15 protein-coding genes and 1 tRNA gene are annotated in these 19,186 nt (G+C 66.9%); 7 read left to right on the forward strand and 9 right to left on the reverse strand.

Annotated features, from left to right (window positions below; genetic code table 11):
* The first annotated feature begins 70 nt into the window (after positions 1-70).
* Together NX784_RS21285 and NX784_RS21290 are read left to right on the forward strand one after the other, a co-directional pair.
* Positions 71-643, forward strand: coding sequence for a cysteine hydrolase family protein (locus NX784_RS21285; RefSeq protein ID WP_258818699.1), 573 nt, complete (start codon positions 71-73; stop codon positions 641-643).
* 98 nt (positions 644-741) lie between these two features.
* A complete protein-coding gene (locus NX784_RS21290; protein WP_258818700.1) occupies positions 742-1,692 on the forward strand; it encodes a choice-of-anchor A family protein in 951 nt (316 codons plus the stop codon).
* Between the two features lie 22 nt (positions 1,693-1,714).
* Here the strand turns inward: NX784_RS21290 and NX784_RS21295 are convergent, their stop codons facing one another.
* Complete coding sequence (locus tag NX784_RS21295) at positions 1,715-2,884, reverse strand: MFS transporter (protein WP_258818701.1); 1,170 nt, start codon at positions 2,882-2,884, stop codon at positions 1,715-1,717.
* 129 nt (positions 2,885-3,013) lie between these two features.
* Complete coding sequence (locus NX784_RS21300; protein ID WP_258818702.1) at positions 3,014-3,613, reverse strand: IMPACT family protein; 600 nt, start codon at positions 3,611-3,613, stop codon at positions 3,014-3,016.
* Between the two features lie 126 nt (positions 3,614-3,739).
* Here NX784_RS21300 and NX784_RS21305 point away from each other — a divergent pair, with 126 nt between their 5' ends.
* Positions 3,740-5,581, forward strand: coding sequence for a glycoside hydrolase family 13 protein (locus tag NX784_RS21305; RefSeq protein WP_258818703.1), 1,842 nt, complete (start codon positions 3,740-3,742; stop codon positions 5,579-5,581).
* Positions 5,582-5,599: 18 nt separating this feature from the next.
* Here the strand turns inward: NX784_RS21305 and NX784_RS21310 are convergent, their stop codons facing one another.
* From NX784_RS21310 to NX784_RS21325, 4 genes are all read right to left on the reverse strand, one after another.
* Positions 5,600-7,672 (reverse strand): putative bifunctional diguanylate cyclase/phosphodiesterase, encoded by a 2,073-nt coding sequence (locus NX784_RS21310; protein ID WP_258818704.1) that lies wholly within the window; start codon positions 7,670-7,672, stop codon positions 5,600-5,602.
* A gap of 25 nt (positions 7,673-7,697) precedes the next feature.
* Positions 7,698-8,225, reverse strand: coding sequence for a YfiR family protein (locus tag NX784_RS21315; RefSeq protein WP_258818705.1), 528 nt, complete (start codon positions 8,223-8,225; stop codon positions 7,698-7,700).
* Between the two features lie 16 nt (positions 8,226-8,241).
* Positions 8,242-10,266, reverse strand: a complete 2,025-nt coding sequence (locus NX784_RS21320; protein ID WP_258818706.1) for a TonB-dependent receptor plug domain-containing protein — start codon at positions 10,264-10,266, stop codon at positions 8,242-8,244.
* A 125-nt stretch (positions 10,267-10,391) separates the two neighbouring features.
* Positions 10,392-11,321: a LysR family transcriptional regulator gene (locus NX784_RS21325; protein WP_258818707.1), complete on the reverse strand. Its 930-nt coding sequence runs from the start codon at positions 11,319-11,321 to the stop codon at positions 10,392-10,394.
* 61 nt (positions 11,322-11,382) lie between these two features.
* Here NX784_RS21325 and NX784_RS21330 point away from each other — a divergent pair, with 61 nt between their 5' ends.
* A complete protein-coding gene (locus NX784_RS21330; RefSeq protein ID WP_258818708.1) occupies positions 11,383-12,279 on the forward strand; it encodes an NmrA family NAD(P)-binding protein in 897 nt (298 codons plus the stop codon).
* A 53-nt stretch (positions 12,280-12,332) separates the two neighbouring features.
* On the opposite strand, the gene NX784_RS21335 is transcribed toward NX784_RS21330, so the two are convergent.
* Positions 12,333-12,408: transfer RNA gene (locus NX784_RS21335), tRNA-Lys, on the reverse strand.
* A 149-nt stretch (positions 12,409-12,557) separates the two neighbouring features.
* On the opposite strand from NX784_RS21335, the gene NX784_RS21340 reads away from it, so the two are divergent.
* Positions 12,558-13,526 (forward strand): sensor domain-containing diguanylate cyclase, encoded by a 969-nt coding sequence (locus NX784_RS21340; RefSeq protein ID WP_258818709.1) that lies wholly within the window; start codon positions 12,558-12,560, stop codon positions 13,524-13,526.
* 291 nt (positions 13,527-13,817) lie between these two features.
* Positions 13,818-14,255 (forward strand): hypothetical protein, encoded by a 438-nt coding sequence (locus tag NX784_RS21345; protein WP_258818710.1) that lies wholly within the window; start codon positions 13,818-13,820, stop codon positions 14,253-14,255.
* A 22-nt stretch (positions 14,256-14,277) separates the two neighbouring features.
* Here the strand turns inward: NX784_RS21345 and NX784_RS21350 are convergent, their stop codons facing one another.
* Entirely contained in the window at positions 14,278-15,666 is a 1,389-nt protein-coding gene (locus NX784_RS21350) for a hypothetical protein (protein ID WP_258818711.1), read from the reverse strand.
* The gene (locus NX784_RS21355) at positions 15,663-16,235 is read right to left on the reverse strand and encodes a TetR/AcrR family transcriptional regulator (RefSeq protein ID WP_258818712.1); all 573 of its coding nucleotides are present in this window, start codon (positions 16,233-16,235) and stop codon (positions 15,663-15,665) included. The genes NX784_RS21350 and NX784_RS21355 overlap by 4 nt, the downstream gene beginning before the upstream one ends.
* 128 nt (positions 16,236-16,363) lie before the next feature.
* Here NX784_RS21355 and NX784_RS21360 point away from each other — a divergent pair, with 128 nt between their 5' ends.
* Positions 16,364-19,075 carry a bifunctional diguanylate cyclase/phosphodiesterase gene (locus NX784_RS21360; RefSeq protein WP_258818713.1) on the forward strand — a complete coding sequence of 904 codons (2,712 nt, stop codon included), beginning with the start codon at positions 16,364-16,366 and terminating at the stop codon, positions 19,073-19,075.
* Positions 19,076-19,186 lie beyond the last annotated feature (111 nt).

Here is a 19,186-nt window from a genome sequence, read left to right on the forward strand (position 1 = left end):
CCATTTCGGTAGCGCGGGCACGACGGGGCGGCGACCATGGGCTTTTACCGACATCGCTGAAAGGATACGCATGCACACCTTCGCCAACGCCGCCCTCGTCGTCATCGACGTCCAGCAGGGCTTCCTCGACCCGCGCTGGGGCCGCCGCAACAATCCGGACGCGGAGCGCCACATCGCGGCACTACTGGCCGCGTGGCGGTCGGCAGGACGCCCGCTGTTCCACGTCCAGCACGGCTCGCGCAGCAGGGAAGGGGCGTTCTATCCGGGCACGCCCGGCCATGCGTTCAAGCCGGAGGCGATGCCGGTGGCCGGGGAGACCATCGTGCGCAAGGACGTGAACAGTGCGTTCATCGGCACGGACCTGGAAGCGCGGCTGCGCGCAGCGGACATCACGACGGTCGTGCTGTGCGGCCTGACGACGGACCACTGCGTGTCGACGACGGCGCGCATGGCGGCCAATCTCGGCTTCCATATCTTCCTCGTGGAGGATGCCTGCGCCACGCACGAGCGCACGGGGCCGGACGGCACGTATTTCAGCGCGGAGCAAATGCATGCGACGGCCATCGCGAGCCTGCACGGCGAATTCGCGTGCGTGACCACGACGGCTGGCGTGCCGGGGGTTCAGTCCATGCAGGATGAGTGATAATATTGCAACTACAATTCCCAGTGGGAAAATAATATTGGAATGTTATCGCAAACAATGGTAATGTTGGCAGTAAATACACTCCACTGAGCAATTTCATGCGCAACCGACTCATTGTTCTTGCGATCGCCGCCATCGGCGTCGGCTCCGCCCAGGCAGGCGTCCTGAACCTGATGGACCCTGTCGGCGGCGCAAACCTGTACGCGATCCGCGATGTCACCGCATCGTCCAGCGACGTGGAGGGTGCGGTCGTTGCTGGCGGCAACGTCACGATTTCCAGCTATTCGATCAACCACAACAACAAGGATGCGTTCGGCGCGGACGGCTACGCGCTCGTCGCTGGCGGCAACCTGTCGCTGCAGGGTGGTTCGATCGAGAACGGCAAGGCCTATGTGGGTGGCACAACCACATTGACGTGGGCCGCAGCGCCGCCGATGTCGGCGCAGTCGCCTGTCGATTTCAAGGCCGCGCCGAACTATTACAAGGGCCTGGCCGGGGCGCTGTCCGGCGTCGACCCGACGGGCGCGGTGGCGCGCCTGTGGAGCGGCGTCAGGGTGACGGGCAGCGGCCATGGCGGCGTCGACGTCTTCGACGTGTCGTCGGACCTGTTCTCGAATTCCAGCAGCTGGACCCTGGAACAGCTCGTACCGGGCGAGACGCTCGTGTTCAACGTGAGCGGCACCGCCGGCACCTTCAACAACGGCGGCATCAGCTTCGAGCCGCTGAGCGGCTACAACGTGCTGTTCAATTTTTACGAGGCGACCAGCATCGACGTGCGCGGGGTGATCGGCAGCGTGCTGGCGCCTTACGCGACGCAGACGGCGAACTGGGGTGTCGTCAACGGCAACGTGATCGTCGATACCTGGTCGTCGACGGTCCAGGTCAATGCGAACCACTACTTCAACCCGGTCGACGTCGCCGGCCTGACGCCGGCCGCGCACGCCGACAAGGCGACCCCGGCGCAGGTGCCCGAGCCGGGCAGCGCGGCCCTGGTTCTGGCCGGGCTGGCCGCGGCGGCGATCGGGAGAAGGAAACGCCGGCAGGCCTGAGCACTGCCGGCAACGGCGCTGCCTAGGCCAGCGCCGCCACCGCGCTGCGCCGCCCATGCGCGCGCATCGCGAGCGCGAGGCACACGCCGGACAGGGCAAGGGCCGCCGCGACCCATTGCGGCGATGCGTACGAATAGCCCAGCGTGAGCGGAATCCCGCCGAGGAAGGCGCCCAGCGCGTTGCCGATGTTGAAGCCGGACTGGCCCAGCGACGAGCCCAGCATCTCGGCCTCGCGCGAGTGCTCGATCAGCAGCATCTGGATCGGCGGCCCCAGCGCCAGCGCATTCGCGCCGACGGCGAACGCCAGCACCATCATCGCGGGTTGCGACCCGGCGAGCAGGGCGTTCATGCACAGCAGCGCGACCATCGACATCAGCAGCAGGATGATGGCCGGCAGCGGCGCCATGCGGTCCGCCAGCTTGCCGCCCGCGTTCACGCCCACCGTCATGCCGACGCCGACCGCCGTCATGATCAACGGGATCGTGTTGGCGTGGAAGTGCGTGACGTCCGTCAGCAGCGGCGCGATGTAGCTGAGCCAGGCGAAGAAGCCGCCCGTGCCGATCGACGTGATGCCCAGCGCCAGCCACAGGTTCGGCTTGCGGAAGATTTTCAAGTCCTGGCGCAGGCCGGCGCCCGGCGTCGCCTCGAAATACGGCACCAGCTTGTGCAGCATGATCATCGTGGCGAGGCCGATGGCGGCCACGATGAGGAACACGAAGCGCCAGCTCATGTTGTGCCCGAGCCAGGTGCCTGCCGGGACGCCCAGCACGTTCGCGAGCGTCAGCCCGGAAAACATGCTCGCGAGGGCGGCCGCTTCCTTGCCCTTGTCGGCGAGACGCGTGGCGACGACGGCACCGACGCCGAAGAACGCGCCGTGCGGCAGGCCGGCCAGGAAGCGGAACAACAGCATCGTGTGGAAATTCGGCGCGAACGCGGACAGCGCATTGAACGCCGTGAACATCAGCATGAACCAGATCAGCACGCTGCGCGGCGGCCGGTGCGACAGCATGCTGACGAGCGTGGGCGCGCCCACGACGACGCCGACCGCATACGCGGAAATCAGGTAGCCCGCCTGCGGGATGGAAATGTCGAGGCCGGTCGCGATGTCGGGCAGGATGCCCATCATGACGAATTCCGTCATGCCGATACCGAAACCGCCCAGGGCCAGCGGGGCCAGGCTTTTCTTGATCATTGTGTTTTCGCCAAAAACGTGCGGAGATGAGGAAGCCGGACATTATGGCGACTCAAGGCGGAGGAGTCCGCTTTCGAGTCGTGATGTCCGGTATAGCCCTCGATGATAGCGGTATCACGCCGAGTCTGCTTACGACTCTTCGTTTTCCGCGATCCAGTCGATACGGCCGTTGCCCGCTTCGTTCAGGCGGGCAATGACTGGGGCGGCCTTGTCCTCGGGCAGGTGAAAGGCGAACGAGACCACGTCTGCGTGGGTGACGTCGTCCAGGGTGGCGCCCGCCGCGTCCAGCTCGCGCCGGACCAGGCCTTCGAGCGGGTACGATGCGTCGCAGCGCAGGTGCCGCTGGCGGATGATGGGCATTTTCTGGGCGCCGAGCAGCGCCTGCGCCACGCTGTCCGTGTACGCGCGCACGAGCCCGCCCGCACCCAGCTTGACGCCGCCGAAATAGCGGACGACGGTCGCCAGCACGCCTTCGAGATCCTGGTGGCGCAATACGTCCAGCATGGGACGTCCGGCCGTGCCGCTGGGCTCGCCGTCGTCGACGGCCGCCGATTGCCCGCCCGCCAGCAGCGCCCAGCACACGTGCGCCGCGCCCGGATGCGCGGCCCGCAGCCCCGCGACGATCTTTTGCGCGCCGGCCCGGTCGGGCATCGGCTGCACGCAGGCGATGAAGCGGCTCTTCTTGATGATCAGTTCGTGCTGGACGGGGGTGAGGATGGTCTGCGGCATGGGGCGTACAGCTTACTGTATTTCGGTGCCGACCGCATGTAGAAGTAAAACTACATTCAAGGGGAATAATGCCTTGAAATCGTGAGTTTATGATGTTACTTTACTACAAATTACTGTGGAGACATCATGAAGAAATTGATTCTGGCCATCTCGGCGTTCGTGCCCGCGTTGTGGGCGGGCGCCGCGCCGTATGCCATCGAGCACGTGGAACCGCTGAACTGGTGGGTCGGCATGAAGTGGTCCGACCTGCAGGTGATGGTGCACGGCGAGAAGATCGCCGAGCTGGAGCCTGCGTTGTCCTACCCCGGCGTGCGCATCGCCGGCGTGGAGCGCACGGACAACCCGAACTTCCTGTTCGTGAACCTGAAGATCGGTGCGACGGCGCGGCCGGGCGAGATCAAGCTGCAGTTCAAGCGGGGCAACGACGTCGTGACGACGTATCCGTACCGCCTGGAAGCGCGCCGGCAAGGGTCGGCAGAGCGGCGCGGTTTCGATTCGAGCGACGCCATTTACCTGCTGATGCCGGACCGGTTCGCGAACGGCAACCCGGCCAACGACGATGCAGGCATGCGTGAGAAGAGCAACCGCAGCGAGCCGACGAAACGGCATGGCGGCGACCTGGCCGGCATGCAGGCGCACCTCGATTACATCCGCGACCTCGGGTTCACGATGGTCTGGCCCACGCCCCTGTTGGAAAACAACCAGCAGGCCTATTCGTACCACGGCTACGCGCTCACGGATTACTACAAGGTCGACCCGCGCTTCGGCACCAACGAGGACTACCGCAACTACGTTGCGGCGGCGAACGCGCGCGGTATCGGCGTGATCCACGACGTCGTCCTGAACCACATCGGCACGGGCCACTGGTGGATGCAGGACATGCCCGCATCAGACTGGATCAATCACGGCAGGACGTACCTGCAGACGAATAACCAGCACACGGTGGCGCAGGACATCCACGCGGCGCCGGAAGAGAAGGCGCGCTTCTTCGACGGCTGGTTCGACAAGTCGATGCCGGACGTGAACCAGAAGAACAAGCTGGCGGCGCGCTACCTGATCCAGAATACGTTGTGGTGGATCGAGTACGCGAACCTGTCCGGCATCCGCGAGGACACGTACTCGTACGCCGACCCCGCGTTCCTCGTCGATTGGAACCGCGCCGTGGCCGCGGAATACCCGCACCTGAACATCGTCGGCGAAGAGATGGACGACCGCCCGTACATGGTCGCGTACTGGCAGAAGGGCGTCGTCAACCGCGACGGCTACCGTTCCGGCCTGCCTACCGTGATGGATTTCCCGCTCGTCGATACGGCCCCGCAGGCGCTGACGGCCCCGGAAGAGGGCGGCCAGGGCCTGATCCGCATCTACGAAACCATCGCCGCAGACTGGCTGTACGCGGACCCGTTGAAGCTGTTGGTCTTCCCCGACAACCACGACCGCCCGCGCGCGCTCGCGCAGGTGGACGGCAACGTCGACCTGCTCAAGTCCGACGTGATCCTGATGGCGACGACGCGCGGCATCCCGCAGGTGTTCTACGGGACCGAGATGCTGATCCAGGGCCCGAAGCAGCGCAATGACGGCGTGCTGCGCGCGGACATGCCGGGCGGCTGGGCGGGCGACACGGTGAACGCGTTCACGGGTGCCGGCCTCACGGACGGCGAGCGCGACATGCAGCACTTCGTACGCACCTTGTTCAACTGGCGCAAGACCAGCTCCGCCGTCAAGTACGGCAAGCTGACCCACTACCTGCCGCGTGACGGGCAGTACGTCTACTTCCGCCACGACGGCAAGCAGACGGTGATGGTCGTGCTGAACAAGAACGCCAAGGCCACGCAGCTGGACCTGTCCCGCTTCGCCGGCATGGTGAAGGATGCGCGCCAGGGCAAAAACGTGCTGACGGGAGCGGCCGTCGACCTGCGCGCGCCGCTGGCCTTGGCGCCGATGACGTCCGTCGTCGTCGAGTGGTGACGGGGCGCGCCGGATAAATCAGTCGACGGCGCAGGCGCCCGCGCGCGCGCGGGCCAGCATCTGCCCGATCTGCGCGGCGGGGCACGGACGGCCGTACAGATAGCCCTGCGACTTGTCACAGCCGTTCGCGCGCAGGAAGTCGTTCTGCTCCTGCGTCTCGATGCCCTCGGCCACGACTTCCATCTTGAGGCTGCGCGCCATCGCGATGATGGCGCGCGTGATGGCCGCGTCTTCCGGATTCTGCGGCAGGCCGCGCACGAAACTCCGGTCCACTTTCAAGGCGCGCACGGGGAAGGTCTTCAGGTAGCTCATCGACGAATAGCCAGTGCCGAAGTCGTCGATCGCGAGCTGGATGCCGGCGTCCGTCAGCGCATGCAGGCGGTCGAGGATGTCGGTCGACGCGTCCATCAGCATGCTCTCCGTCAGTTCCAGCTCGAGCCAGCACGGGTCGACGTCCGCCTCGCGCAACGTCGCGAGCACGTTGGCGACGAGGGCGCTCTCCTTGAGCTGGCGGCCGGACAGGTTGACCGCGACGCGCAGCGGATACCCCTCTTCGTGCCACCGCTTGACGTCGCGGCACGCTTCGCGCAGCACCCATTCGCCGATCGGCACGATCACGCCGGAGTCCTCGGCGACGGGAATGAAATCGCTGGGACTGACCATGCCCAGCTGCGGATGGACCCAGCGGATCAGCGCCTCGACGCCGACGATATCGCCGCTCTTGAGATCGACCTGCGGCTGGTAGTGCAGCACGAACTCGTCGCGTTCCAGCGCGCGCCGCAGGTTGTTGTCCAGCTTGAAGCGTTTATGGGCGTCGTCGCGCATGCTGGGCGTGAACGTGCGCCACGCGTTCTTGCCGCCGTTCTTCGCGTAGTACATCGCGGTGTCGGCGTATTTCAGCAGCGCGTGCATGTCGGTCGCGTCGTCCGGGTAGACGCTGATGCCGATCGAGGCGCCGATGTGGATGTCGTGGCCGTGGATGTGGATCGGGTCCGCCAGCTTGGTCAGGCATTTTTCCGCGATCATCGACGCGACCCGCACCTGGTTCACGTTCTCGAGGATGATGCCGAATTCGTCGCCGCCGATGCGCGACAGGACGTCGCCGAAGCGCAGCGTCTCCGACAGCCGGCGCGACACGAGGCGCAGCAGCTCGTCGCCGATGTCGTGGCCCAGCGTGTCGTTGACGGTCTTGAAGTTGTCCAGGTCGATGAACATCAGGATCGTGCGCTCGTCGAACTTGCGCGCACGCGCGATGACGGCTTCCAGGCGTTCGTTGAAGAAGTGCCGGTTGTTGAGCTGCGTGACGGGATCGTAGTGGGCGAGCCGATCGAGCTTCACTTCGATGCGCTTGCGTTCGTTGATCTCCGCTTCCAGTTCCCGTTCGCGCTTCTGGATGCGGTCGAGCATGCCGTTGAACGTGCGCGCCAAAAGGCCGATGTCGGCGGCCGGCGGCACGTCGGCCCGTAGCGAGTAATCGCCCTGGCGCGAGATCTGCTCGCTCACCGCGGACAGCGCGAGGATCGGCGCCGTGAAGAAGCGCTGCAGCCGCGACAGCGCGAAATACGAGAGGCTGAGCAGGGCCAGCATCATCGGCAGCGCCAGCGCGAGATACAGCGCGAGCTGGCGGTACACGCTCGTCACGCTGCTGCGCACGACGAGTGTGCCGAGCAGGCGGTTGCCGACCCGGATCGGGCGCGTCACGCTGACGCCGCGCACATCCATCGCCGTCTCGCGCGCGCGCGTGTCGCGCGCGGCGGGCGGCGTGTCGGGGTCGCGCGCGAAGCTGACGAAGGCGCGGTCGTGCGCGTCATACGCGACGGCCGACTGGACGTCCGGCGCGACGCGCAGCGCGGACAGGATGTCGCGCGCCGCGTCCGTATCGGCGAAGGCCATCGCGGCCGTCAGGTTCTCGCCCACCATCGTCGCCTGCGATTGCGTTTGCCGGATCAGCGCCGCCGTGAAGAAATACAGCTGGATCCCGATGAGGAACAGCGTCGACAGGAACATCACGCCGCCGCAGGTCGCGAGATAGGTCCATTTGAGCTTGGTGCTCAGCGCTTGCCGGTTGATCCATTCGATGAAGTGTTCCATGCTTGTCGTCCGCCACGGCCGTTCGTCAATAGATCGCACGCGCCAGCCGCAACACCTTCGAGCTGACCACGACACCCGCGCCGCGCGCCGCGGTGCCGTTGAATTCGAAGGCGATGCGCCTGTCGTCCAGCACCAGTTCGAGCATTACGCCGCGGCGCGCGGCACCGGGGGTATCCGCGATCGTCAGCACGCCGGCCGCGCGGGCGCCCTCGGCCAGCGCCGCCATGTCGTCGGCTTCGGACGCGCTGATGTACAGGATGTGGCATTGCATCAGGGCTTCCGGGCCCGTGTGCGGATAGAGGATCGTCAGGCGTGCGTTGCCGAGCATCCTGCCCTCCAGCGTGCCGAGCGCGCTGCCGAACGGGTCGCGGCCCAGCACGCACAGGCGCACGACACCATTCATGTTCGGCAGGCTGCTGAACTGCGCGACGTTGTAGATGAACGCCGCCTTGGCCGCGTATTCGCCGGCTTCCTGCGCGCGGGCGGCCGCCGGCAGCAGCGCGCAGCACAGCAGGAGTGTGCGGGAGAAGCGGGCGAGGCGGGCGGGCGTCATTGTTAGAACCTGAGCGTCAGAACCTGAGCGTCGCGACGACGCGCCAGGTGCGTCCGTCCTGGCCGATCGCGTTCAGGTGGCGCGGCGGCATGCTGTTGTCGTAGTGTTCCTCGCTCGCGGAATCTGCGTAGCGCCTGGCGAGCAGGTTGAACACGCCGGCCGACAGTTCCACGTGCGTGCCGATGGTCCCGACGACGTTCAGGTTGACGACGCCGAACGCCCCGACCTCGCTCGCCTGCACCGTGCGGCGCCGGCCCGTGAAGCGGTACTCGGCGCTCGCGCGCAGATGCTCCCCGAGCGGCGCCGACGTGTAGTTCAGCTTGACCAGCCGGCGCGGCGAATTGGCGAGCCACTGCCCGGTGACGTCGTTGCGCGCCGACTGCACGTTCGCACTCCCCTTGAGCGAGCTGCCGTCCTCGCGCAGCCATTCGGCCTCCATTTCGATGCCGGTGGCGCGGGCGGCATCGATGTTCGAGAAGTACAGGTAGCCGGTGTTCGGGTCGTTCGCCAGCGCCAGCATGTCGCGCAGGCGGTACTGGAAGCCGGATGCCGTGGCGCGGAAGCGGTCGGTCGGGAAGTATTCGGCCACCAGTTCATACGTGCGGATGTGTTCCGAGCGCAGCGCGGGGTTCGCCCGGTAGTCGAACGTGTAATAGCGCTCGTACGCGTTGGCTGAGCGGTACGCCGTGCCGTACAAGGCCTTCAGCGTCACCTGGCGCGCCGTCTTGTAGAGCAGGGCCACGCGCGGGTTCGTCGTGGCGCCGCCTTCGGAATCGGCGTCGCGCCGCACGCCCGTGTTCAGGATGACGCGCGGGCCGAGCCGCATCTCGTCCTGCAGGTACAGGGCGGCCTGGTGCTTCGGGTGGTCCCTGTCGAAGTACAGCTTGTACGGATCGACGTCGTAGTTGGCCATTTGCCGGCGGTTGTCGCGCACGTATTCCGCGCCCGCGATGAGCTTGTGGCCGGACAGCGCGCTGCTGATGACGCGCAGTTCCGCGCCGCCGCTGCGGCTGTCGGCCGCGTCGATGCTGCGCGTGGGGCCTGTCGACGCGGGCTCCGTGACGTTGACGCTCGCGTAGCGGTAGCGCGCCACGTTCACGCTGGCGAACACGTCGAGCGTGTCCGACACGGCGCGGCGCCAGGTGAGGCCGGCGCCCGCGTATTCGTCGCGTGTCCAGGGCCGTGGGTCGTCGAACTGTTGGCCGTACGACGCCGTCGGGATGCCTTTCGTGCGGCTGCCGAAATACGCTTCGGCGACGAGGCCGCCCGCATCCAGCTTGGCGAACATCCGGTGGTAGCGATCGTAGTCGAGGCCCGTCGCAACGCCGTGGTGGCTGGCCGCGTCGTTGTATTCGGGAAAGTACAGGTCGCGCCCCGCGCTGTGGAACGACGAGGCACCCAGCAGCAGCGCGGTGCCTCCGGCCGTGCGGTTGCCGACCACGACGCGCGCCTCGCGGCCGCCGCCCGTGAACGCACCGCCACTCAGTGTGGCCCCGCCGGGCGCCGCCCCGCTTTTCGTGATCACGTTCACGACGCCGAAGAACGCGCTGCTGCCATAGATCGCGGAGCCGGGACCGGGCACGAATTCGACGCGCTCGATCAGGTTCAAGTCGACGGGGAACTCCGTGCCGATGGCGCCCTGGTCGTAGACGACGTCGTTCAGGCGCCGTCCATCGATCAGGATCAAGAGGCGCGTGTTCAGGTCGCCCGGATTGCCCAGGCCGCGCACATTGCCATAGTTGTAGTTGCGGTCATAGGAGACCGTCACGCCGGGCACGCTTTGCAGCACGTCGGTGAGCGTGCGGTAGCCGCGCAACCGGATGTCCTCGGCCGTGATCACCGTCACCGACGATGGCGCTTCGCTGATCTTTTGCGGGATCTTCGATGCCGTGACCACATCGAGGTTGAGCAATTGTTCGAGGGGAAGGGCGTTCAGGTCGGGACCCGCCTGCGCCAGCGCGCCACCGTGGAGCCCGCCGGCAAGCAGGCCGAGCGCGCACGACATGCGACGGGACAGGGACGTAACCTTGTTCGACGACATAGAGCTGGTCCTTGCAAGGCGGTTGGGGGACGAGCCGCCTAGTGTAGGGGGCGCCAACAGCGCTTTTGTTGACTAGGGCCAATTAATCGTCTGCAGGAACGAATTTGGTCAGGTTCGTGACCCGCTTACTTGAATGATGCGACGACGTCGACCAGCTGCTGCCTGACCCACACGTGGGCCGGGTCGCCGTGGACGCGTTCGTGCCAGATCATGGCGGGCGACAGCGAGGCGATAGGCAACGGCGCGTCCAGCAGCGCGAGCGGAAGCCGTTCCGCCAGCCGGTGCGCGAGGCGGCTCGGCAGCGTGAGGATCATGTCGCTGTCCGCGACGAGCATCGCGCCGGCCAGGAAATGCGGTACGCGCAGCGCGACGTGGCGCGCGAGCTTTTGCGCCGTGAGAGCGACATCGACCGCGCTGTCGCCGACCCCGGAAATCGTCACGGCGACGTGGCGCAGCGCCACGTAGCGGTCCAGATCGAGTCCGCTTGCCGCGACGGGGTGTCCCGCGCGCACGACGCACACGAAGTCGTCGGTGTACAGCCCGCGCCGGTGGAGGCTGCCGGGCGCATGGTCGAAGATGCCCAGTGCGAGGTCTGCGCCACCCTCTTCGATGAGCCGTACGTTGTCCCCGGCGGGTTGGGCGATATGGAGGCTCAGCCCGGGCGCCTGGCGCTCGAAGCGGACGAGCAGGCCGGCAAGCACCACGAGGCTCAGGTGGTCGTGCGCGGCGATCGTGATCCGTCCACGCGCCGCTGCGGGATCGAAGATGGCGGGCGCGACGATGCCGCGCGCATCGTCCAGCAACCTGGACACGCGATCCGCCAGCGTCTCGCCGCGCGGCGTGAGTTCCAGCCCCAGCTTGCCACGGACGACGAGGCGATCGCCCAGCATCGTGCGCAGGCGCGCCAGCGCGCGGCTGGCGGCGGGCTGGCTCAAGCCCAGGGACAGGCCCGCCCGGGTGACGCTGCGCTCCCGCACGAGCGCTTCAAACACTTTCAGCAGGTTGAGGTCGACCCCGGACAAATCCACTTGGCGCATGTTGGTTATGACTTTCATGTCATTGATGCATGTCGCGCAATCATGCACGCTTCCGGTTCAACTTCACAGGAGATTTTTCATGATTGCTTCATCTCTTCCTTATGCCGTGTTCGGCGTGACGGGCCGTACCGGCGCGGCCGCCGCGGACGCGCTGTTACGCGCCGGGCACGCGGTGCGCGTCGTCGTGCGCGACGCGGCCAAGGGCCGCCCTTGGGCCGAACGCGGCGCCGAGGTCGCGCTCGCTGACCTGACGGACCCGGGCGCGATGACCAAGGCCCTCAGCGGTGTCCAGGGCGCCTACGTCGTCAATCCTCAGCAGTACGGGCGCGACGATCTGTTCGAGGTGGCCGACCGGATCGCCGTCACCGCGGCGCGCGCCGCGGTCGAGGCCGGGGTGCCGAGGCTCGTGGCGCTGTCGTCCGTGGGGGCCGACCGTGACGGCGGTACGGGCTGGATCGGCATGAACCGCCTGTTCGAGCAGCGCCTGGGCGAAGCGGGCATTCACACCATCTTCCTGCGCGCGGCCTACTTCATGGAGAACTGGGCGCCGTTGATTGCACACGCCGTGGGCACCGGCACGCTGCCGACGTTCCTCGCACCGCCGCAGCGCGCCATCCCGATGGTGGCGACGGCGGACGTCGGTGCTGCCGCGGCCGCTTTGCTGCGGGAAGAGTGGACGGGCGCCGGCGCCGTCACGCTGGCGGGGCCGCAGGATTACGCGCCGAACGATGTCGCCGCCATCGTGTCGGCCACGCTCGGCACGCCCGTCGACGTGGCCGTGCTACCGGAAGCGCAGTGGCCCGCGGCGCTGGTGGAGGCCGGGTTCTCGAACGCCGCCCTGGGCGGTTTCATCGAGATGACGCGTGGATTGAATGACGGGCACATCGGCATGTCGAGCGACCCGGGCGCGGTCGGGCGGCTTGGTCCGACGCCGCTGGAACGGGTCGTCGTCGACCTCGTGCGGCGGCTGCGCTGAGCGGAAAAACAAAAAGCCCACGCACCGAAATGCGTGGGCTTCCTGTCTGTATCTGGTAGGCCGTGCTGGGCTCGAACCAGCGACCAACGGATTAAAAGTCCGCTGCTCTACCAACTGAGCTAACGACCCGACGGCCAGCATTATAGCGGCTCGCCGGCGCATGGCCAAGTGTTTTCGTGAAAATTGGCAACAATTACCGGTTTGAGCACGCCGGGCCGGCGCCGCACGGCGGTTGAATTGCGGTATCATCAATTGATTTTAGGATACTAAAAAAGAACATGATCCCGATCGACGCCGATACCGCCACCGACCTGTCCATGCGCGCCCTGAATCTCGTCAACAGCGGGATCATCGTGCTCGACGCCCATCACAACATCGTGCTGTGGAATGGCTGGATGGTGCCGCGTTCCGCCCGCGCCGCCGCGCGCGTGCGCGAGCGCTCGCTGTTCGAGGTGTTCCCCGAACTGCGCGGTTCGCGCGTCGAAGCGGCCATCCTGGGCGCGCTGGCCGATGGCACGAGCACGGCCATCCCGCAAACGGAAAGCCGGGCACCGTTTCCTCTGCGCGAAGCGGGCAGCTTCGACGGACCACGCATCGAACAGGCGATCACGGTGACGCCGTTCCGCGACGGCGAGCAGCGCTTTTGCATGATCGAGATCCGCGACGTCAGCGGCACCGTCGAACGCGAAAAGCGCCTGCTCGACCACGCGGAATCGCTGCGTGCCCGGTCGTACGTCGATGGCCTCACGGGCATCGCCAACCGCCGCTACTTCGACGTCGCACTGGACCGCGAACTGCGCCGCGCGCAACGGGCGAAAGGCGAGCTGTCGCTGCTGTTGATCGACATCGATTCCTTCAAGGCCTACAACGACCACTTCGGCCACCAGCAAGGCGACACGTGCCTGACGACCGTCGCGCAGGCCCTCGCCGCCAAACTGAAGCGCCCGGCCGACGTGGCGGCACGCTATGGTGGCGAGGAATTCGCGGCGGTCTTGCCGGACACGTCGCTCGAGCAGGCCAGGCTGCACGCGAACGCGATCCGCGAACACGTGGCCGCACTGGCGCTGCCGCATGCGCCCGCGGCCCATTGGCCGATGGTCACGCTGAGCATCGGTGTCGCAAGCTTTGATCGCGCGCGGCTGCGCGAAGTTCCCGCACTGATCGAGGCCGCGGACAAGGCCTTGTATGCGGCAAAGCGTGGCGGCCGCAATCGCGTCGTGGTAGACGGGGACACCCCCGCCGCGTGACCGTCATTCACCGTCGCGCGCCGGCGTGCATATGCCGTGTTCGCGCCGCGCATCGCGATACGGGTAGCGGCCCGTCGCGGCCGGACGCGAGTCATTTCGCATCGATCTGATTCAAGCGCAATCGAGACTCTTTCGTGATGCGCCCTTCATAGGCCTTGTGGGTAGTGGCCATCGGCCTAGACTGAGGTTGCCGCTGCCGGCCAGGCCCGCATCGCGGCACCGGAAGGCCCAGGCACCGCGCGACTGTGCGTGGTGCGTGTCCCGTACGCCACCTGTTTCGAAGGAATGATCATGCGCCCCCTTTCTCTCGCACTTCCCGCATCCCTGCTGCTGCTCGCGCCGATTGCCGGCGCCCAGTCCGGGAGTTATCCCGTCACCGACGACACCACCCCGATCACGACGGTCGAGGTGACGGCCCCGCCCGCACCCTATCTCATCGGGGACTACCAGGTCGACGCCGTCAGCGGCGCCTACCGCTTGTCGAACGGCTGGCACCTGAAGGTCGAGCCGGGAAGTAACGGTATCGTCGCCCGCATCGACAAGCAGCGGGCGATACGCCTCGTCGCGCAATCGCCGGACCGGTTCGTATCGCGCGACGGCAAGGTGATCATGGAATTCAACCGCGGTGATGCCCGTGACGACATGATGATGAGCTATGTGCCGCGCGACGTCACCGATTCGCGCCTGAGCCAGGTCATCGTGGCGACGGCGAAGATGGCGCAGCGCTGAACGCTGAACGGCGCCCGCCCGTTCAGGCGGCTGGCGCCAGGCGCTTGCGCCGCCAAACCAGCAGCGCCAGCAGGCCGAGCCACACCGCCACCGCGGCCTGCGCGAAGACGTCGCCGATGCGGCTGTAGACCGTGCCCCCGCGTCCCGTCGGAAGGTCGCCGACGAGCATGGCCGGCCCCGCCCTCGTGCGCCGTTGCGTCGTGCGCCGTTCGGCGACGATGCGGCCGTGCGCATCGCTGAGGGTCATCAACCCTTGCGACGCCGAGCGCGCCAGCGCGAATCCGTTCTCGACGCCGCGCACGATGGCCATCCGGCCATGCAGGTAGGCGTCGCGGTCGAAGTCCCAGGCGGGCACGAGCATCAGGCCGACATCGCGCCTGCCGTACAGGCGCAGGTCTTGCGCGAAGTCCATGTCCTTGCAGATGGCGACGCCCGTCCGCAAGCCGCCGACCTGCGTGACCAGCTCCGTCGTGCCCGGCACGTATTCCGCTTCCAGGCCAGGCACCATGCGCTTCTTGAGGTAGGTCGTGGCGGCACCGCCGGGACCGTACACCGCCGCGATGTTCAGCCGCCGGCCTGCAGAGGAGGGCGCATCGACACCGGCGACGATGACGCTGCCCGGCGCCGGTATGAATGCAGCGCCCGGTGCCAGCATCTTTTCCGGCACGACGATCGCCGCCGGCCCATGCGCGGCGGCCGCGGCGATCTGGCCCGCGAACGCGGCGGCGATGGCGGGCCCCGCTTCGGGATGGTGGAATACCCTGCCGGCGTAGCGGTCGTCGCCGAGCAGGGCGATGCGCACCGAGGGCCCCGGCGGCTGCGCCAGCTGCCAGAAGCCGTAGACCAGCACCGCGAGCACGGGCGCCGACCAGGCGAGCGCCGCGCTTGCATCGCGCGGCTTCACGCACAGGACGGCCAGCCCGGCCGGGACGACGGCCGCGAGAAAGCTCAGCCCGGGCACACCGGCCAGCGCGGCCGTCTGCAGCAGGGGCACGACGTCGACGAGCGCATAGCCCAGCGCGAAGAAACTGCCGTTCGGCGAGACGAGGCTGCGCAGGTAATCCAGCGCCGCCGTCATGACGGCGAACCCGAGCACGGCCACGGCGGCGGGAAAGCGCCGGTACAGCCCGCGCATGAACAGGACGGTGAGCATGAAGATCAAGGCCTGGCAGGCCGCGAGGGCATACACCGCAGGCAGGATACGTCCATAGAACCACATGGGGCCGGCCTCGCCCATCGATCCGGCCACGAACGCGAGCACGGCACCGTGCCACGCGCGCGGCGCGCGCAGTGCGACCACGAGCAGCGGCACGGGCGCCGCGAGGACCAGCCACCCGAACCGGCCCGTGTCATGGCCCACCGCCAGCAATGCGCCCGCCAGCAGTGCGCAAGCAATGCCCCATCGTGTCATCGTGCGTCGTCCTTGAGGTAGATGCGCGCCGCCGAGCGCAGGCACAGTGCCGTGAACTCGGGGCGCGACAGGTTGAATCGTCCGGAACGGTGCAGAGTCACGAGGCCCTGCAGCACGCCCCACACGGCCAGCGCGAGTTCCAGCGGCGGGCCCGCGCGCACGAGGCCTGCCGCCTGTCCCTCCGCCAGTCGGCGCGCGAAGCCGCCGATGACGGGCGAACGCCCGGCCTCGAAATCGTCCGGGTAGATGCGCTCCGCGCGCGTCTGCAGCACGAATGCGGCGTCGAACAGTGCCGGCTCATCCAGTGCGAAATCGACGAATGCCGTCGAGAGCGCCTCGAAGCCTTCCAGCAACGGCAAGCCCGCGTAGGCCTCGACCCGGCGCTGCCACAGGTCGAGTGCATGCGCGCCCAGCGCTTCCAGCAACGCGGCCTTGTCCGCGAAATGGCGATACACGGCCATGGGCGTGATCCCGGCCTTCTGGCCGACGGCGCGCAGGCTCAGGCCCGTCAACCCCTTCGCTTCGAGCTCGTCGATGGCAATGTCAAGAATCCGTTGCTTGGTCGTCATGTATACACTGTATACCTGAGGGCGCCGCAACGCAAGCAATTCCGGCCGGAACTTGCGCGCCGATAATCGTTGTATTTTTCCGGCATCGGCAGTACGTTCTATTCAGGGGCGTTGGACGGGGGCGAGCAATGTTTCGCAAACTATTGACGGACTTGCGGGCACGAATCGCGGCAGCCCGGCATGCGAGTACCGGCGGCCCCGCATTCTGGAAGCAGCACCTTTGGCGCCTGCTGGCCTGGCCGATCGGCGCGGTGGTCATGCTGGGCCTTGCCTGGCTCATCCTGTTCCAGCAACTGCATGCCGAGCGCAAGCAACTCGAACTCCGGACGCTGCAGGATGCACGCACGCTCGCCAACGGCTACGCCCAGCAGATCCTGCGCGAAGTGGACACAGTGGAGCAGACCGCCCGATACGTCAAATACGATTGGGAATCGAGGCAGGGCGACGTGCACCTGGGTTTCGCCGACGAACACGGCCTGTTCGTCGATGGCGCGCGCATGCTCGTGTCGGTGGTCGATGCGGAGGGCCGCGTGCTGACGTCCACCGCGCCGACGACGCTGTCTCCGGCCGCCGCCGCCTACATCCTGCCCCGGGTGCAGCGTGGCATCCCGGTCAATTTCTTCGTAGATGAAGTGCCGATCGACAGCCGCAGCGGTTCCAGGCACCGCCTGCTCTTCGCATGGGAATTGTCGGACCGCGACGGCAAGTTCGCGGACGCCGTCGTCGTCGCCGTCGATCCCGCCTACTTCACGATGAGCGATGCGGAGGCGGTCTTTCGCGAGGACGGCCTGCAGGCCCTTGTCGGCGACGACGGGCGTACGCGGGCGCTGCGGTCCGAGGGCACAGCGGGCACCGTGCGCCAGCCGGGGTTCGTCCATGCGGCCCCGTTGCGCCTGTCGGCGGGCAGCATGCTCGTCGGGGACGGCGCATGGTTCGGCGACGGCCGCCCCCGCTTCGTCGGCTGGCAACACATCGACCGCCGCGGCGTGAATGCCGTGGTGGGTCTCGACTACCAGGCCGCCCTCGCGCCCTGGGACGCGATGCGCAGCGCGTGGATCAGCAGCGCGTTGCTGGGGACGACGACCGTGGTCCTGTTCACCTTACTTGCGATGAGCAATTCGTTGCGTCTCGCGCGCCGCGACAACGATCTGCGCGTGATCCGCGACACCTACCGGATGGCCACGGAAGCCAGCAACGAGGGCTTCTACATGCTGCGCCCCGAATGGGACGACGACGGCGCCGTCAAGGACTTCGAGGTCATCGATTGCAACCGGCGCGCCGCGGAACTGGTGGCGCGCGAACCCCGCGAGCTGATCGGAAAGAAGGTGACGGAACTCTACGAAGGCGAGGTGCTGGAAACGCGCATGCAGAGCCTGCGCCGCGCGATGGACACTGGCTATAACGAAGTGACGCTGGGCCGCCCGCACGACAGCTTCCCGGCCAAGTGGGTCACCCTGAAGATGTTCCGCTACGGCGACAACCTGGCCGTGTCGGCCCGCGACGTCACCGAAGATCGCGTGCATGAAGAAGAGCTGCTCCGGCGCAGCAACGAAGACCCGCTCACCCGCCTGCCCAACCGCTACTGGGTCGAGGGCCATCTGCGCGATGCGATCGCCCGCGCCGAGCGCGAGAACAAGATGTTCGCGCTGCTGTTCATCGACCTGGACGGCTTCAAGGCGATCAACGATACGTGGGGCCATGCGGCCGGCGACGAGCTGCTGTGCACGGCCGCGCACCGCCTCAAGGAAGCCGTCCGGCCCCACGATTGCGTGACGCGGTTCGGCGGCGACGAGTTCGTGATCGTGCTCGACAACATCACGGACCCGTTCGACGCGGCGCAGGCGAGCGAGCGCATCCAGCGCGCGTTCCGCCGCAGCATCCGCCTGTCGTATGGCGAATACGTCGTCGGTGCCTCGATCGGCATCAGCCTGTTCCCGACCGACGGCAAGGAACCGCGCGAGCTGTTGCAGAACGCCGACGTCGCGATGTATTCCGCGAAGACGAGCGACCGCGGCAGTTATCGCTTCTTCGACGGCAAGTTCCACGACCAGCTGAAGGCGCGCCTGGAGCGCATCCGCGAGCTGCGCCATGCGCTCGCGCACGACCAGTTCGTCATGTACTACGAGCCGCGCGTCGATCTGGCGGACGGCTCGATCACGAGCTTCGAAGCGCTCGTGCGCTGGGTGCACCCGACGCGGGGCGTCGTGTCGCCTGCGGAATTCGTGCCTCTCGTCGAGGAGACGGGACTCGTGCTCAAGCTCGGCGACCTCGTGATCGACAAGGTCTGCGCCCAGCTGGCGCTCTGGGCCAAGAACGGCGACAAGCTCGTGCCCGTCTCGATCAACGTGTCGCCGCGCCAGTTCAACGACACGGACGTGGCGCAGACGCTCCGCCGCGCGCTGGAGGCGCACGGTGTCGACCCGAGCCTGATCGAGGTCGAGCTGACGGAATCGTCCGTGATGAACGAGACGGCCTCCGTCGTGAGCGCCATCCAGGCGATCCGCCAGACTGGCATCAAGGTGCTGCTGGACGATTTCGGTACGGGCTATTCGTCGCTGTCGCAGCTGTACAAGCTCCGTTTCGACGGCCTCAAGATCGACCGCGCGTTCATCGTCCAGCTGGGCAAGACGGAAGGCGGCATCGTGATCGTGCGGGCGATCGTGACGATGGCGCGCGCGCTCGCGATGCGCATCGTCGCGGAAGGCGTGGAGACGATGGAGCAGGTCGACATGCTGCGCGCGCTCGATTGCGACGAGATCCAGGGCTATCTGATCTCGAAGGCGATGCCGCCGGCGGAATCGCAGCCGGTGGCGCGCAATTTCGTCGTAATGGAAGCGTAGGCCAATCGCGAGTCACACGAGAATTCGCGAGAAATTTTACGCATAAAATACGCGAATTTTAAGGTTCATCGCGCTTTGCCGGGGAACGCATCCTCGATTTTTAGGAAGAAG

Source organism: Massilia pinisoli, from assembly GCF_024753285.1.
In the GTDB taxonomy this organism is placed as follows: domain Bacteria; phylum Pseudomonadota; class Gammaproteobacteria; order Burkholderiales; family Burkholderiaceae_D; genus Telluria; species Telluria pinisoli.

What these genes read in the sequence shown, in the direction of transcription:
- NX784_RS21285 (WP_258818699.1), top strand. Translation starts at nt 71, where the DNA reads ATGCACACCTTCGCCAACGCCGCCCTCGTCGTCATCGACGTCCAGCAG.
- NX784_RS21290 (WP_258818700.1), top strand. Translation starts at nt 742, where the DNA reads ATGCGCAACCGACTCATTGTTCTTGCGATCGCCGCCATCGGCGTCGGC.
- NX784_RS21295 (WP_258818701.1), bottom strand. Translation starts at nt 2,884, where the DNA reads ATGATCAAGAAAAGCCTGGCCCCGCTGGCCCTGGGCGGTTTCGGTATC.
- NX784_RS21300 (WP_258818702.1), bottom strand. Translation starts at nt 3,613, where the DNA reads ATGCCGCAGACCATCCTCACCCCCGTCCAGCACGAACTGATCATCAAG.
- NX784_RS21305 (WP_258818703.1), top strand. Translation starts at nt 3,740, where the DNA reads ATGAAGAAATTGATTCTGGCCATCTCGGCGTTCGTGCCCGCGTTGTGG.
- NX784_RS21310 (WP_258818704.1), bottom strand. Translation starts at nt 7,672, where the DNA reads ATGGAACACTTCATCGAATGGATCAACCGGCAAGCGCTGAGCACCAAG.
- NX784_RS21315 (WP_258818705.1), bottom strand. Translation starts at nt 8,225, where the DNA reads ATGACGCCCGCCCGCCTCGCCCGCTTCTCCCGCACACTCCTGCTGTGC.
- NX784_RS21320 (WP_258818706.1), bottom strand. Translation starts at nt 10,266, where the DNA reads ATGTCGTCGAACAAGGTTACGTCCCTGTCCCGTCGCATGTCGTGCGCG.
- NX784_RS21325 (WP_258818707.1), bottom strand. Translation starts at nt 11,321, where the DNA reads ATGAAAGTCATAACCAACATGCGCCAAGTGGATTTGTCCGGGGTCGAC.
- NX784_RS21330 (WP_258818708.1), top strand. Translation starts at nt 11,383, where the DNA reads ATGATTGCTTCATCTCTTCCTTATGCCGTGTTCGGCGTGACGGGCCGT.
- NX784_RS21340 (WP_258818709.1), top strand. Translation starts at nt 12,558, where the DNA reads ATGATCCCGATCGACGCCGATACCGCCACCGACCTGTCCATGCGCGCC.
- NX784_RS21345 (WP_258818710.1), top strand. Translation starts at nt 13,818, where the DNA reads ATGCGCCCCCTTTCTCTCGCACTTCCCGCATCCCTGCTGCTGCTCGCG.
- NX784_RS21350 (WP_258818711.1), bottom strand. Translation starts at nt 15,666, where the DNA reads ATGACACGATGGGGCATTGCTTGCGCACTGCTGGCGGGCGCATTGCTG.
- NX784_RS21355 (WP_258818712.1), bottom strand. Translation starts at nt 16,235, where the DNA reads ATGACGACCAAGCAACGGATTCTTGACATTGCCATCGACGAGCTCGAA.
- NX784_RS21360 (WP_258818713.1), top strand. Translation starts at nt 16,364, where the DNA reads ATGTTTCGCAAACTATTGACGGACTTGCGGGCACGAATCGCGGCAGCC.